Consider the following 15,900-nt stretch of genomic DNA (forward strand, 5'->3'; position numbering starts at 1 on the left):
AACTGTTGATTATTAATGATTTATATCTTTTAAAAATGATCGATTGTACGGAAATGTTACAGTTACCGTACGTTGCCGTACAGAAATAGTTTAGGTAAATTTAATTAATAATAAGGAGTTGCTTGATGTAGCGTTATGTTATTTGCTGAACCCACTGACTACGCCAGACGGGCGCCTCAAAAGCGTCTGCGAAATACTGTGTCTCGTGCACCACTTTACCGTTACGGAACTCCATAATGCTCACTGTATATGCTAATTGCCCCTGGTAATTGATAGTGTATTCTGTGATCCAAAGCTCGCCTTGTCCGATAATGCGTTTAACCTGGAAGCCCGATGGTTTACCCGGATGATGGCTTCGCAAGGCTTGTAAATTGCTTCGTCCGAGGATTCGCTCGCCCGATTGGGGATAATCACAGATGGCATCGTCGTCATAAATATCATGTTCGGCGTTTGCATCGCCAACAGCGGATGCCTGCCAATGCGCATTTAGCGCTTCAAGTATTTGATCTTCTTCCATGGGTCATTAGTGTTTAGTTTTTCTCTTCAAATTAACTTGTGGAATGAAACCGGGAACACCTGTATTCACTACGTTGTTGAGCCTTTGCCTGGTCTGAATACTATTGATCTCATCAAACGCCTCTTGTGGCAGGGGAGAGATGTCGAAATTCTCTTTGGCACGGGCCGCAGTTTTGGGTGTAGTAAGCAAAGCAGTGCCGCGTTGCAGCGCCCAGGCCAATAGCACCTGGGCCGGTGTTTTTCCAATCCGTGAAGCAATGTCTACAATAACCGGATCTTCAAGCAGCCCGGGCCTCATTCCGTGACCTAATGGTGCAAAAGCTAAAAACACAATGCCTTTCTCCTGGCAAAATTCCAGAAGCTCTGTTTCCGGTAAATACGGATGTGATTCCACCTGCACCACTGCTGGCTTAATTCTCGCCGCTTCGTAAAGGGGTAACAGATCTTTCAAGGTGATATCTGACAGTCCGATAGCCCGGCATTTACCACCGTCTACCAAACGCTCCATCGCTCTCCAGGTGTCGAGCAAAGTTATTTCACGGTCGTAAATAACATTACCGTCCTGATCTCTCGGGTCCTGGTCATCTCCCGGCTGAAATGCATACGGCGTGTGAATAAGATAGAGATCCAAATAATCGAGTTGGAGTCTCTCTAAACTCGCTTCGAATGCCGGTTCTACACGCTCGGGCCGGTGATTGGTGTTCCACAATTTTGTGGTTACAAAAATGTCTTCGCGGGCTATGTTTCCAGCGGCAAGTCCAGCCTGTAGCGCTTCGCCAACTTCGCTCTCATTTTTATATCGTTCTGCAGAATCAAAGTGCCGAAAGCCGGCTTCCAACGCATCTTTGGTAGCGCTTATAGTCAGGGCTTTATCGGGAATCAAGGTGCCAAAGCCTAGCCAAGGCATATGAATGGGGTTATCTGTTGTCTTCATTTTTTTGATTTTTTAATTATATAACGAAGTACGATAGAAAATTTTAAGGGACTGCGTGACCTACATCACATTTGAACAACGGGGGATATTTATGTGACGTACATCATTTTTTAAGTATGACAGTGATTTTAAATACTTGTTGTTTGATAATTCTTATAAATTCACCTTGTTATATTTATTAAAGATGATTACTAAGTTACCAATATTGGTTATTTGCATGTTGTTTATAGTATCAATAGCTACGGCTCAGCAGCTGCCTGTTGCAACCAACGTGCAAAAAGCATATGCAAAGGGGACCCGCAATAAAACTGGAATACCCGGAAAATTTTATTGGCAGAATAAAGCTGATTACGTCATAAAAGTTAATTTTAACCCGATAACCCGCGAGCTTAAAGGTAGGGTAGGGATAGATTATACCAATAATAGCCCTGATACGCTTCAATTTATACTGTTTAAGTTATACCCCAATTTGTTTCAGGATATTGCACCAAAAGCAATTGCAATTGCCAAAGAAGATCTTACCAATGGTGTAAAGATTGAAAAACTAAGTCAAAATGGGCAATCGCCCGACTCAACAAAATACACTATCCGGGGGACAAACCTATTTGTACGCACAAAAAAGCTACTTCCAGGTTCTAAAACACACTTTGATATAGCTTATTCTTACATCCTTAACAAAGGTTCATTTGTACGTACAGGGCAAATAGATTCGGGCGCATTCTTCCTGGCCTATTTTTTTCCAAGGGTTGCCGTTTATGATGATATTGATGGTTGGAACATGTTTCCGTACACCGGGCAGGTAGAGTTTTATAACGATTATGGTAATTTTGATGTAGAAATAACGGTGCCGGGCAATTACCAGGTTTGGGCCACAGGCTCGCTTAAAAACCAGCAGGAGGTATATCAGCCGAAGTTTTCGGCACTCATCAATAAAGCCGAACAGAGTGATAGTGTGCTGAATATTATTACCGATGCGGATTTAAAGGCAGGGCACATCACTAAAGATAATCAACAAAATACCTGGCATTTTAAAGCTGACAATGTCACCGATTTTGCTTTTGGTATCAGCAATCACTATGTGTGGCAATCATCAAGCTTGGTAGTTGATGTTGAAAATCAAAGACGTACAAGGGTAGATGCCGTATACAATCCCCATGACACCACTTATAGGCCCGTTATTGATTATGCACGTAAAACAGTGCAGGCCATCAGCTATCAGTTTCCTAAAATTCCTTATCCATATTCTCACGAAACCATATTTGATGGGCCCGACGAAATGGAGTTTCCCATGATGGTTGATAATAATCCATTTGAACGAAAAAAGGATGCTATTCAGTTAACCGCGCATGAGATATTCCACACTATCTTTCCGTTTTATGTGGGTACAAATGAAACCAAGTATTCATTTATGGATGAAGGTTGGGCAACTATGGCTGAGTTTTACCTGCACCCTATGATAGATCCGTCAATTCCGGTTGATTATGACATGACTGATATTAATACCAGCTCGGGTATTGAACAGGATGTTCCCGTGATGACGCTGACACCCCAGTTGGCGGGTGGTGCCAGGTTTATGGATAAAGATCAGAAGCCGGCATTAGCTTATTTTTATGTTAAAGAAATGCTGGGTGACGAATTATTTCTGAAAGCCCTGCGCGTCTACATCAATAGTTGGAAGGGCAAACATCCTACACCTTATGACTTTTTTAATTGCATAAACACCACATCTGGCAAAAATCTCGACTGGTTTTGGCAAAATTGGTTCTTTGAAAAGGGAGTCCCTGATTTGGCTATCAGTAAAGTCATCTTAAAAAATAAGATATGCAGTCTGGTTGTGAGCAATGTAGGTACCGAAGCTGTCCCGGTGCATTTGACCGTGTATTTTGCCGATGGCAGTAAACAATACCTCAATTCAAGTGCCGCCTGCTGGATGAATGGTGCCAAAACAAAAGCTTTTAGCTTTTCCACAAGTAAGCGACTTAAAGAAATTACTTTAGGAACTGCGTATGACGCTGATATCAATAAACAGAATAACTATTGGAAGGCGCCATAATTATCACATAGCAAACTTTTATTGAGGTTGCTGCTGAGTTACACAATGTATCATCCCGCCATTGGCATATAAGTTTCTCACATCTATCCCAACTACAATTCTATTGGGGTACAGACTTTGTATGATTTTGTTTGCCACCGCATCATTAGGGTCATTATAATTAGGAACCAAAATCCTTTTATTTCCAATATAATAATTTACATAGGAGCCTTTGTAATACAATTTTTTGCCATAAGCTGTTTCTACATTGTTTTGAGTTAACGGAAGTTTCACTATATGATATGGAGCCCTACTTTTATTAGTGGCCGCATAAAGCGTATTAATATCTTCTTCAGGAACTTGCCAATCTAGTAAATCATCATAATCCATTGTTACCAGGGTTGTTGCATTAGCAAATCGTGCAAATCCATCTATATGCATGTCGGTAATTTCTAAACCTGCTTTTCCTTTTAGCCAAATAAATTTGGTTACCCCCAGATATTTAGTGAAAATAGCTTCCGCCTGCGCTTGCGTCATACCCGGATTTCTGTTATTATTCAGGATAGCGCTTTTAGTTGCCAATAAAGTTCCACTTCCATCAATTTCAACAGCCCCGCCTTCATTTATCATAACAGCGTTTAAATCAATTTTTGAAATGTTTTGATCATTAGCAATTTTTGTAGGGATAAGATTACAATTTTGATAGTCTGCTTTTTTACCCCAGCCATTAAACCCCCAGTCTTCTATAATTAGCTGCCCTTTTTTATCTCTTACATAAATTGGCCCGTTATCTCTTATCCAAACATCATCAGTTGGGTAAATTTTAAAGTTCACATTAGTGGGAGGGATGCCCGCTTTAAGGAGCAAGCCCATAATTCGGGTCCTTTCTGCTTCATCGTAAGCAATAATGTGAACTTTTTCGCTTTCTACTAGTGCCGAAGTCATTTTCACCCAGGTGGCATCTAATCTGTTGCGATAGGTAACACCATACTGATACTGATGTGGCCATTGAAGCCAGGTACCTTCATGTGGTGCCGATTCCTCGGGCATTGTATACATAACTGTAGAAGAATCTGTTGGGTGAATATTTTCTTCTGCCTTTTGACAAGAAGAAAATATAGTTAATAATGATATCATTAAGAATAGCATTTTGTTCATCGTTTTAAGTTTAAACCAGTGTTTTTTTACAAAAAAAGGGATAAACCGGGTAAGTATGTTGTCCAAAATTGACAACTATTTCTTTTTGATTGGGATAAGGATTTCTGTAATATAATCATGCACATTTTCTGCCCTAATTTCATTTTTTATATAATGTTCTATAATTGGAGAACTATCAAATTCCAAAGCAGAGTTAAAAAGCCAGTCTATATAAATACGTCTGTATGTATCTTCAATTAAACTATAGCTACCTTTATGAATATATTTAGCGTATCTACAACCCAGAATGTAGGTTGAAGAAAAGTCTTTATTTACGGGGTCTTTGTCGATACAGGCCTCATATCTGCATTTCAATTTATCCGTAATTAAAGGTTGATCAACTATAATCCCAAAATAGGCCGACGTAGTATTTTTTGCAAAAACTGTATCAATTTTATCCCACAATAGCTCTATCTCGGTATTATTGTAGTTTTTTGTTTGGATGCCAATATAAAACACTTTGATTTTCTTTAAAAAGACTATCTCATAATCTATACTTTTATTTTTTTCAGGGTAGTTATTAATAAAACTTTCGAAAATAACTTTCCTTTCTTTTCTGGCCTTAATAGGTGAAACATTAAACTGTTTTTTAAATGATTTAGAAAAAGATTGCAGACTATCGAAACCAACTGAATATGAAATGTCGGTAATCGGGTCGCGGGTATAGATTAATTTTTTATAAGCATTTTCAAGCTTCAGTCTTTTTTGAAAAGTCCCTAATGATTCATGGAAGATATTTTTAAACACACGTTGGACATTCCTGTATGAATAATTAGATAACTGTTCTAATTTTTGAATTGAAATATCTCGATTGTAATTTTCTTCAATGTATTTAATTATATGCTGAATTTTTTCAAGGCTCATATGTTCTTTCCCTGTTAAACAGAACCAATTTAAAACATTTTAAAGTATAATTAAGGAATAGCTTCTTGAGTAAAAGAATTATTGTACATTTTTCACATAATTAACATTATGTTAAGTAATAGAATTAAAAAGAGAGGCTTTCTAAAAAAGCCCCTCTTTTTAATTCTATCTTATTGACCGCTTAATGCGTCAATTTTCTTCTTGGTTGCTTCAGCATTAACATTGTCTTTTTTTCCTAAGTAATAAGTTCTCAGGTTTGTTAAAGCATCCACAGATTTTGGATTCAGATCAGCTGCTTTTACCAAATATGGTTTAGCTAAATCAAATTGTGCGTTGGCTTTAGCTATAGCTGCATCATATTCTTTTTGTTTGTTGGCTGGTAATTTATTTGCAGCATTGTAAGCATCAATTGCCGGGTTAAGAATTACATAGCCTAAATTTAGGTTGGCCTCAAAATAGTTTGGATCTATTTCCAGAGCTTTTTTGTACATCTCAGCAGCTTTATCATAGTTTTCAACCTTTTGCTGTTGCAAAGTGTTTTTGGCTGCGGCGTCTTTAGCTTTGGCTTGCTCTTTAATAATAGCTTCGGCAGTTTGTGAGTAAGTTAAACCTGCATAGTAATACAAGGTTTTGTTTTTAGGATCTGCAGTTAAAGCAGCCTGTATTTTTTGAATTACTTCTTTTTCTTTTCCCGTTTGCAGGCTTATTTCGATCTCTCTTTTACGCAGATCTGTATTTGAAGGATATTTGGTTATACCCTCGCTAACAGATTTAAGCGCGTTGGTAGTATCCTTATTAGCCAAATAAAGCGAAGACAGATCCATATAAACACCCGCGTTTTTGGAGTATTTGGTGGTAACCAGCTTGTTGTAATTAGTTATTGCTGCCGGATAGTTTTTGGAATTGGCTGCTGCTAAACCTGTATAGTAAATAGCATTGGTATCCTCCGGTAAAACGGTACGATAGTAATCAAATGAATGATAAGCCTGGTCGTATTTTTGAGCACCATATTCAGCAACACCTTTGGTTAACTGGTATTGAGCCAGGTTTAAATAAGCGTTATCAATCACTTGTTTGTTTTCGCCTTTGGTATCCAGTTCTTTGGCTTTTTTTAATGACTCATCGGCAGTTGTAAATAATGGCAATGAGGTGGCCGCAACAGTATCCTGAGTAGCCAGTGCTGCATAGATAGCTCCTTTTAAAGCAAAGGTTTGCGGTAAAGCTGATGTTTTTTCGTTAGCCGCTGCTTTGTCAATAGAGGTTTTGGCCGTTCCAAGGCTTTTAACAGCCACGGCTAAAGTAGCTTTTGCTCCTCTTAGTCCTTCATAATTGTCATATTCACTTTTTGCAGTGCTTAATTCACCTTTTTGTGCAAACGTTGTTGCTGAAACTAAGCCTAAGAGGCCCGCCATCAAAAGTTTGATTTTCATAGTTTATTTTAGTTGGTTAACTGTTTTAGTTTACTGTTTATTTTATCTAGTTGATCTTTATTACCGGTTTTTGCATAAACCAGTTGTAGTGCTTTTAAGCCCTGTACATTATTAGGGGATATTTCGTTAGCTTTTTCAAGCCACTGTACTGCACGGCCTACATCTTGGTCTTCACTCCCCCCCTTTGCGTTGGCGCTTTGTTTTAAATAAAGCAAACCTAAATTAAAAACGGGATCATAAGCAGAACCATTTAATTCAATTGTACGCAGGTAAAGTGACTCCGCTTTATCAAATTTATTCAAATGATCGTAACAATTGGCTGCTACAAATGCAATATCGGCGTTATTTGCATTAATGTCAAGCAATGGGCCTATTAAGGGCTCCAGGGCCTTATAGTTTTTCTGATTATTGTAGATGTTGGCCTCATCAAGTAACAGGAAACGGTCGTTCGGCAATACCTTCCTGCCTTTTTGAAGTATCTCTAAAGCTTTGGATGTATCGCCTAGTGATTTATAGATGCTGGACGCTGTTTCTATATATTCAGCTCTGTTGCTGTCAACTGCTAATAACCTGCTGTAGTACTTGGCTGCATCTACCAGGTTACCGGCTTTATTATTTGAATAGGCGATGTAATCATTGATCTGCTTAAAATTCGGGGCGTATTTGCGTGCATTGTCAAATGCCTCCCTGGCCTTCGTGAAATCTGAATTATTGGTAAACTCAAACCCTTTACGGATGTAAACATTCGCTAAACAACGTTTAGCATAATCAATCTCTGCCTGAAATTTATACTCCTTTTTATTCGACGAAAGTTTATCGACCAAGGTTGAAGTCTCTGGCAATAATTTTTCAGGCTGGTTTAGTTTATTGAGCGAATCGATATACAGAATGCTCGAATTAACTAATGCCCGGTAGGTGTTTTTTTCCAGATCGGCTGTATCAGATTTGGTAATGATGAGGCTATCTGCCGATTTTTTGGCCGCTGCCAGGTATTTCAGATCATTTTTCTGCTTATAGTAAGCCAGATTATTAACTACAACCTTTAACGCTTCGCTTTGTGCAAAGGCAAAGGATGTAGTTATTAATGATATTAAAACCGCCAGGATAATTTTACGGTAACCCATATTGTTTATTCAGTAGTTTCGGTAGTTGATTCTTCGCTGTTATCAGTTGCGTCATCACCATCGCCGGCACCATTTACTGCATTTTCATCCAGTTCCGCTTCTTCATCCTCGTCATGCTCAATTTTGGCAACAGATGCTATCTCGTCATTACCTTTTAAAGTAATCAATCTAACACCCTGTGTGGCACGGCCCATGGTTCTCAGCTCGCTAATCGCAATACGTATAATAATGCCCGATTTGTTGATGATCATCAAATCTTCTTTATCTGTAACACCTTTTATGGCCACAAGGTTTCCGGTTTTTTCGGTAATATTTAAAGTTTTTACACCTTTACCACCGCGGTTGGTTACCCTGTAGTCGTCAATATCGGTACGTTTGCCATAACCTTTTTCAGATACTACCAGAACCGTTGTTTCGGCATCATCAATACTGATCATGCCTACCACTTCATCGTTATCACTGTCCAATGATATACCACGAACACCGGTAGCGGTACGTCCCATCGGTCTAACAGTCGACTCATTAAAGCGGATGGCCCTACCCGATTGTAATGCCATTACTATTTCGCTGGTGCCTGTAGTTAAGGTTGCTTCCAGTAATGAATCACCTTCGTTAATGTTGATGGCGTTGATACCATTGGCACGCGGACGTGAGTAGGCCTCCAGCGATGTTTTTTTGATGGTACCTTTCTTGGTACACATGATAATAAAGTTATTCTCCAGGTAGTTCTGGTCTTTAAGGCTGATGAGTTTAATATAAGCCTTGATGTTCTCTTCCTTAGGGATATTGATGATGTTCTGGATAGCGCGTCCTTTTGAGGTACGGGTACCTTCCGGAATTTCAAATACCCGGAGCCAGTAACATTGCCCCGACTCGGTAAAGAACAACATATAGTTGTGGTTTGATGCCACTAACAGGTGCTCAATAAAATCGGCATCGCGGCTGTTGCTGCCGAGAGAGCCTTTACCACCTCTGCCCTGACGACGATATTCGGTTAAAGGTGTACGTTTAATATAACCTTCGCGCGATATGGTGATCACCACATCCTCATCCTCAATAAAGTCTTCCGTTTGCATTTCGGCCGATGAGTGAACCATTTCTGTTCTGCGCTCATCCCCGTATTTATCTTTTATTTCTAACAGCTCATCTTTAATGATCTGCATCCTTAAGCCTTCGTCATTTAAAATAGATCTTAAATAATCAATCAGCTTCATTAACTCCGCGTACTCATCTTTGATCTTATCACGTTCCAGTCCGGTTAACCGGCGCAGCGTCATATCCAATATAGCACGGGCCTGTATGTCAGATAAACCAAACTGGCTCATCAAGCCTTCTCTGGCTTCGTCAGGTGTTTGAGATGCGCGTATCAGGCGAATTACTTCGTCCAGGTGATCCAGGGCAATCAATAAGCCTTCTAATATATGGGCCCGTTTTTCTGCTTCGGAAAGTTCAAATTTGGTACGGCGTACAACAACCTCGTGCCTGTGCTCCACAAAATGGTGAATCAGATCTCTCAGGTTAAGCATCATCGGGCGGCCATTAACCAGCGCGATGTTGTTTACACTGAACGATGTTTGCAGCGCGGTATATTTGAACAGGTTATTCAATACAATAGCTGCATTGGCTTCCCGTTTAATTTCATAAACTATACGGATACCTTCACGACTTGATTCGTCCCGGATGGATGATATACCTTCCAGCTTTTTATCATTCACCAGGTCGGCGGTACGCTCAATCATCAGAGCCTTGTTTACCTGGTAAGGCACTTCGGTAACTATAATGCGTTCACGATCGCTGCCATGTGTTTCAATTTCGGCCCTGGCGCGGATCACTACCCTGCCCCTACCTGTTTCCAGCGCTTCGCGCGGTCCCTCAAAACCATAGATGATACCACCTGTAGGAAAATCCGGACCTTTAACATATTTCATTAACTCAGCAACCTCTATCTGGCGGTTATCAATTAATGCTATGGTAGCGTCAATTACTTCCGACAGGTTGTGCGGTGCCATATTAGTAGCCATACCTACCGCGATACCGGATGCTCCGTTAACCAGCAGGTTGGGGAATTTGGATGGCAATACAGTTGGCTCCTGTAGCGAGTCGTCAAAGTTTAATTGAAAATCAATGGTATCCTTATTGATATCGGCCAGCATCTCTTCAGCTAGCTTTTGTAGGCGGGCCTCTGTATAACGCATAGCCGCAGGCTCGTCACCATCAATTGATCCGTAATTACCCTGGCCTTCCACCAGCAGGTAGCGTAAGCTCCATTCCTGGGCCATACGTACCATAGTATCGTATACAGATTTATCACCATGCGGGTGATACTTACCCATCACCTCCCCTACAATACGGGCAGATTTTTTATAGGGCTTGTTATTATTTAAACCCAGGTCGAGCATGCCGTATAAAACACGTCTGTGTACGGGTTTTAATCCGTCGCGGACATCGGGTAATGCCCTGGAAACAATCACCGACATTGAATAATCAATGTAAGCCGATCGCATTTCCTCGTCAATATTTATCGAAATTATCCTGTCTTCCTTGTGTGAATTATCGTTTTCTGTTCCTTCGGCCATTTTTATTAATTTGTGGAATCTTCTCTTATAATTGCGCGTTAAAAAGTGTTTTTTAAACGACCTGCGAAGTTAAGAAAATAGTTGGTTATTGAGCCATTTTTGGCAATAATATGCACATGGATTTTATGCACACAGGCTAATTTATTAACGTTACAGGAGGTATATCATTTTACTTTAACCCAATGGTCTTCGATCTTGTTACCATTGGGTAAGGTAGTCAGTAATTTAAGTGTATCATTACTAATTTTATAGCTGTATTTTACAGTTTTGCCTAATAGTTTGGATGGCTGGTTACAATAGATTTGTGTTTCAAAACAAGTATCGGATTGTAACCGGTAATCGCCCTTTTCGTAAATAAAAGTTTTTTGTCCTTTTTCAATTACTTTGGCCTGATAATGCAGATCGTCATACGTACGCTGCAATTTATAGCTGGTAGATACAGTATCCTGTTTGCCATTGAAAAGCCCTCCCCTATACTCCCAAATACCTCTTAACGGACTTTTATTAGGAGTGAACGCGCAAAACAGGGTTGTCAGTAATAAAGGGAAGATCGCTTTTTTCATGGTATCTATTTTGGAGTATCAAGTAGCTAGTATCAAGTATCAAGATTTTTTGCAATATTCAATATCACGTTTAGAAGTCGTGATACTTGATACTAGCTACTTGATACTAATTATTAGGCCCAGTTAATACCTTTTTTGAGTAAAGATAGTGTTCTTTCTTCTTCACTGCCTGCTACTGGCTGATAGTTATAGAGCCATTTAGCGGTAGGCGGCAAACTCATCAGTATAGATTCGATACGTCCGTTGGTTTCCAGACCAAATTTGGTGCCGGCATCATATACCAGGTTAAATTCGGTATAACGACTTCGGCGCTGGTATTGCCATAGCTGCTGCTCTTCGGTAAAGGCTGCGTTTCTGTTACGATCAACCAGTTCGGTATAAATGGGTATGAACGACCGCCCCAATGCTTTTGAAAACTCAAAGATGCTATCCCATGACAACTCCTCATTGGCGGTTAAACGGTCATAGAATATGCCGCCTATACCCCGGGTTTCGTTACGGTGTTTGATATAAAAATAATCATCGGCCCAAAGTTTAAACCGGTGATAAAAATCGTGGTAATAGGTATCGCAAACTGCTTTAACGCCACTGTGGAAATATTGGGCATCAGCATCAACAATGTAATGAGGTGTAAGATCGATACCGCCGCCAAACCATCTTATTGGCTGCTGTTCGCCTCCAAATGACGATGGCATTTCAAAATACCTGATATTCATGTGGATGATGGGCACCATAGGATGGTTTGGATGGATCACAATAGATACACCGGTTGCAAAAAAATCGTCAGACTCTACCTGCAGAGCTCTTTTCATATTTTCGGGTAGCTGACCATGCACGGCAGAAAAATTCACACCGCCTTTTTCAAATATATTACCGTTTTGAATGATGCGTGTACGCCCGCCGCCACCGCCTTCACGTTCCCATTTTTCTTCTTCAAACCTTGCCTTGCCGTCGGTTAACTCCAGCGCCGCGCATATCTCGTCCTGTATTTGCTGGTAATCGGTAGCTATTTGTTCTTTGCTAATCATAAGATGTAAAAATACTTTTTTAGTATCAAGTAGCTAGTATCAAGTATCAAGATTTCTGGTAGTTTATAAATATGCTTTTCAAAAGTCGTGATACTTGATACTAGCTACTTGATACTTTTCTCAACATCAGCTTATTTCCACATAATCCAGATCTTTGCCAAATGTTTCTTTGAGCTGACTTAATGAGAGTAAGGCGACCAGGGTTAATATCCCCATCATGATATACCCGCTTGTGATAACGCCATAATTTACTTTAAAGGCGTTAAATGCCAGCGTTATTGGAATAAGTGAGCCCCGAACAAAGTTGGGTACCGTTGTAGTAACAGTTGAACGGATGTTGGTGCCAAACTGCTCAGAAGCAATGGTAACAAAAGTAGCCCAATAACCAACAGTGCAGCCCATAAAGAAGCTGAGCCATGCAAAACGCGCGGGGGTAATACCTGTAGCACTCAGGTAGAAGTATACACTTACCAGGGATAATAACAGAAAAATCGCCATAGCTAATTTTCTTGATTTGGTGACCTGAGCCAGCAAACCAGCGAAAATATCGCCAACCGCTATGCCTATATAGCTATAAAAAATACCATCACCTGGTTTTATAATTGTTTTGGCGCCCAATGCTATTCCAAACTGGTCAGAGAAGCTGATCAGTACCCCTACTACATACCACAGCGGTGCACCTATCAGTATACAGAAAATGTATTTTTTGAACCTGCCCCAATTGGTGAAAAGCATAAAGAAATTTCCTTTCGTCACCTTGCTTTGCTCTATGTTCTTGAACATTCCGGATTCAAAAGTTCCTATTCTCAGTAGCAGTAAAAGAATACCTAATCCTCCGCCCACAAAGTAGGCGTTTCGCCAGCCAAACTTAGCAACCATATAGGCAGCAGTAGCGCCAAACAAGCCGATAACAGCAACTATCATAGTGCCGTAACCTCTTTTTTCTTTACTTAAAGTTTCGCTTACCAGCGTAATACCAGCTCCCAGCTCACCTGCAAGACCAAGGCCTGCTATAAACCTCACCAATGCATAGGTGTTTACATCATGCACAAGTCCATTGGCAAAATTGGCTATGGAATATAATAGGATTGAACCAAAGAGCACTTTAATACGCCCCAGTTTATCCCCGATAACGCCCCACAGAATACCACCAAGCAACAGACCAAGCATTTGAACATTGATAATAAATTGCCCTTTACTTGTAATTTCCTGGGCGCTTAAACCAATATCCTTTAAACTGTTTATGCGTACAATTGAAAAAACAAGCAGGTCATAAATGTCAACGAAATAACCAAGTGAAGCAACAAGAACCAGGAATATCATGTTCCTGGTGGCCTTGGCAGAGGTAGCTGTAGCGGTTGTCATAAGTTTTTATAGGTATTTGAACGGCTAAAGTAGCAGAATTATATAAAATCAAAAATTTAAACATAAAAAAACCCCTGTGTATGCAGAGGTCTTTTTTTAAGAATTTTGGTTAAACTATGCTTTTTTTACGTTTACAGCCTGTAGTCCTTTTCTGCCTTCTTCCACTTCGTAAGTTACGTCGTCATTATCTTTAATGGCGTTTACGCCGCCTTGCACGTCTTTAAAGTGTACAAAAAGATCTTTACCGTCTTCGGTAACGATGAAGCCATAACCTTTTTGTGTGTTAAACCATTTTACTTTTCCAGTTTTCATAATTATAATTCGTATTAAAAAAAATTCGTTTATAAGATTAATACTAAAGCCAAACTGAAAATAAAATGGTTTTAATAATCAGAAGGAATAGATAAATCCACCTTTCCCAAATATATAAAATTATTAATAAACCAAATAAAATTATTTGTTTGGTTGTGGAGTTATCCTTAAATAGGGTTTTATAGCTTTATAACCCTTTGGAAATTTGGCCGGGATGTCCTCTGTTTTGATGGCCGGTACCACAACTACGTCTTCTCCGTCCTTCCAATCGGCCGGTGTTGCTACACCATAATTGGCGGTTAATTGCAAGGAGTCAATCACGCGTAGTATCTCCTGGAAATTACGACCGGTTGATGCCGGGTACGTAATGATGAGCTTAACCGCTTTGTCCGGACCGATAATGAATAACGACCTTACCGTGGCGTTAACAGAAGCATTGGGGTGGATCATATCATAAGCTTCGGAAATTTTGCGATCCTCGTCGGCAATAATCGGGAAGTTTACTTCTACGCCTTGTGTTTCGTTGATATCCCCTATCCAGCCGTGGTGCGATTCTACCGAGTCTACGCTTAGTGCCAATACTTTTACATTACGTTTGGCAAATTCATCTTTTAACGCGGCGGTTTTGCCCAGCTCGGTGGTACAAACCGGTGTATAATCGCCGGGATGCGAAAAGAGCACGCCCCAGCTGTCGCCAAGGTATTCGTAAAAATCAATATCACCTGCTGATGTTTTTGCCTGAAAATTGGGGGCTTTATCGCCTAATCGTAAACTCATGACTATGTTGTTTTATATAAAAATAAATGACTACTAAGTTACTATACATTGTTTGATAAATCAAAATGTAAAAAGTGTAAACTGGTGAAAATTTACAGAATAATGTGATGAGCCTATTTATAGGTTGGTGATAGGTAATGCCAGATTGAATTTTAATAAGATCAATTTTGCGCAGGGAGATTCTTCTTAAGGGTTGATTGCAAGCTTATATCCTTTGCCGCGTATAACAACAATGTTCACATTCGGATCAAGTTCCAGTTTTTTTCTAAGTTTTGATATGAACATATCCAAACTCCGCCCCACAATAACACCTTCATCTTCCCATATCTCTTTTTGCAGCCGGCTTCGCTCTATGATCTCATTAGGAGATAACGCGAAAATGCGCAGTACACGGGTTTCCGTTCCGGTCAAGTCTATTGTTTTTCCGTTTATGATCAGCTTCCTGTTCTTCGCATCGAACAACACCGAGCCAAAAGTTAACATATCAGTATACTGACCTTCAGGTAAAGCTTTCCGGGGCTTAGCAGATCTCAAAAAAATGAAACCAACAAGTGCTAAAAATGGCAGGCTGCCCAGGAGATATCCGTTCTTTACTGTAATTAAGCCTGCCGGTTTAAATTTAATGTTGATCATGTAACAGGCTCTGGGTTGCTTCCTGCCCTTGCATGGTACAATATCATCTTTTTTATTTTTGGATATAGCGTATCCATAGGCTACACTGGAGTTACCACAGTTCAGAACGTTAACAACATAATCACCTGCGAGTGGGTCTTTGGCCAACAAACGCTGGGTAGTATTCACCAGAGAGTCCGGTTGAAAAGTCAGATCATTTTCAAACCTGATCTGGTATTCATTTTCTGCGATCTTTTTTACCGGAAGCACCCTTGATTTATTGTCGCCCGATTGTAAGAGCAGCTCATGTCCGATCCTGCGGAGCAAAATCTCTCTTCTTGCCATATCAAAATCGTTACTGCCGGTGATACTGAAAGCCACGCAGATTACAGAGATAAACGCCAGTGGTATCAGTGCGAGTAGATACTTGCGTTTCCCGGAGAGGAGATTTTGGCTAAGGTGCATAGTGTCAATATTTTATTTACAAAGTTTACAATTTTATTTACAATCCAAATTCCTCCGGCCGAAAAACATCAAAGTAGATTTGCTGAATCAAATTTAAAGGATATG

14 protein-coding genes are annotated in these 15,900 nt (G+C 40.0%); 1 reads left to right on the forward strand and 13 read right to left on the reverse strand.

Annotation, left to right across the window (positions count from 1 at the left end; translation table 11 throughout):
* Nucleotides 1-133: 133 nt before the first annotated feature.
* On the reverse strand, nt 134-517 hold the full coding sequence (locus BW976_RS09665; protein ID WP_076372880.1) for a nuclear transport factor 2-like protein: 384 nt from the start codon (nt 515-517) through the stop codon (nt 134-136).
* A gap of 6 nt (nt 518-523) precedes the next feature.
* Nucleotides 524-1,450 (reverse strand): aldo/keto reductase, encoded by a 927-nt coding sequence (locus BW976_RS09670; protein ID WP_076372882.1) that lies wholly within the window; start codon nt 1,448-1,450, stop codon nt 524-526.
* A gap of 184 nt (nt 1,451-1,634) precedes the next feature.
* On the opposite strand from BW976_RS09670, the gene BW976_RS09675 reads away from it, so the two are divergent.
* Entirely contained in the window at nt 1,635-3,503 is a 1,869-nt protein-coding gene (locus BW976_RS09675) for a M1 family metallopeptidase (protein WP_076373358.1), read from the forward strand.
* An 18-nt stretch (nt 3,504-3,521) separates the two neighbouring features.
* On the opposite strand, the gene BW976_RS09680 is transcribed toward BW976_RS09675, so the two are convergent.
* From BW976_RS09680 to BW976_RS09730, 11 genes are all read right to left on the reverse strand, one after another.
* Complete coding sequence (locus BW976_RS09680) at nt 3,522-4,640, reverse strand: agmatine deiminase family protein (protein ID WP_076373359.1); 1,119 nt, start codon at nt 4,638-4,640, stop codon at nt 3,522-3,524.
* Between the two features lie 75 nt (nt 4,641-4,715).
* Complete coding sequence (locus BW976_RS09685; RefSeq protein WP_076372884.1) at nt 4,716-5,543, reverse strand: AraC family transcriptional regulator; 828 nt, start codon at nt 5,541-5,543, stop codon at nt 4,716-4,718.
* A 170-nt stretch (nt 5,544-5,713) separates the two neighbouring features.
* On the reverse strand, nt 5,714-6,973 hold the full coding sequence (locus BW976_RS09690) for a tetratricopeptide repeat protein (RefSeq protein ID WP_076372886.1): 1,260 nt from the start codon (nt 6,971-6,973) through the stop codon (nt 5,714-5,716).
* Between the two features lie 8 nt (nt 6,974-6,981).
* Nucleotides 6,982-8,097, reverse strand: a complete 1,116-nt coding sequence (locus BW976_RS09695; RefSeq protein WP_076372888.1) for a tetratricopeptide repeat protein — start codon at nt 8,095-8,097, stop codon at nt 6,982-6,984.
* 5 nt (nt 8,098-8,102) lie between these two features.
* Nucleotides 8,103-10,673, reverse strand: a complete 2,571-nt coding sequence (gene gyrA / locus BW976_RS09700; protein ID WP_076372890.1) for a DNA gyrase subunit A — start codon at nt 10,671-10,673, stop codon at nt 8,103-8,105.
* A 164-nt stretch (nt 10,674-10,837) separates the two neighbouring features.
* The gene (locus BW976_RS09705; RefSeq protein WP_076372892.1) at nt 10,838-11,236 is read right to left on the reverse strand and encodes a hypothetical protein; all 399 of its coding nucleotides are present in this window, start codon (nt 11,234-11,236) and stop codon (nt 10,838-10,840) included.
* A gap of 113 nt (nt 11,237-11,349) precedes the next feature.
* Complete coding sequence (gene hemF / locus BW976_RS09710) at nt 11,350-12,264, reverse strand: oxygen-dependent coproporphyrinogen oxidase (RefSeq protein ID WP_076372894.1); 915 nt, start codon at nt 12,262-12,264, stop codon at nt 11,350-11,352.
* A 126-nt stretch (nt 12,265-12,390) separates the two neighbouring features.
* Entirely contained in the window at nt 12,391-13,629 is a 1,239-nt protein-coding gene (locus BW976_RS09715) for an MFS transporter (RefSeq protein ID WP_076372896.1), read from the reverse strand.
* Between the two features lie 114 nt (nt 13,630-13,743).
* A complete protein-coding gene (locus BW976_RS09720; RefSeq protein ID WP_076372898.1) occupies nt 13,744-13,941 on the reverse strand; it encodes a cold-shock protein in 198 nt (65 codons plus the stop codon).
* Nucleotides 13,942-14,082: 141 nt separating this feature from the next.
* Nucleotides 14,083-14,718 (reverse strand): peroxiredoxin, encoded by a 636-nt coding sequence (locus BW976_RS09725; RefSeq protein ID WP_076372900.1) that lies wholly within the window; start codon nt 14,716-14,718, stop codon nt 14,083-14,085.
* Between the two features lie 186 nt (nt 14,719-14,904).
* Nucleotides 14,905-15,795 (reverse strand): winged helix-turn-helix domain-containing protein, encoded by an 891-nt coding sequence (locus BW976_RS09730; RefSeq protein ID WP_076372902.1) that lies wholly within the window; start codon nt 15,793-15,795, stop codon nt 14,905-14,907.
* Nucleotides 15,796-15,900: the final 105 nt, after the last annotated feature.

The sequence above is a fragment of the Mucilaginibacter lappiensis genome, from assembly GCF_900155965.1.
In the GTDB taxonomy this organism is placed as follows: domain Bacteria; phylum Bacteroidota; class Bacteroidia; order Sphingobacteriales; family Sphingobacteriaceae; genus Mucilaginibacter; species Mucilaginibacter lappiensis.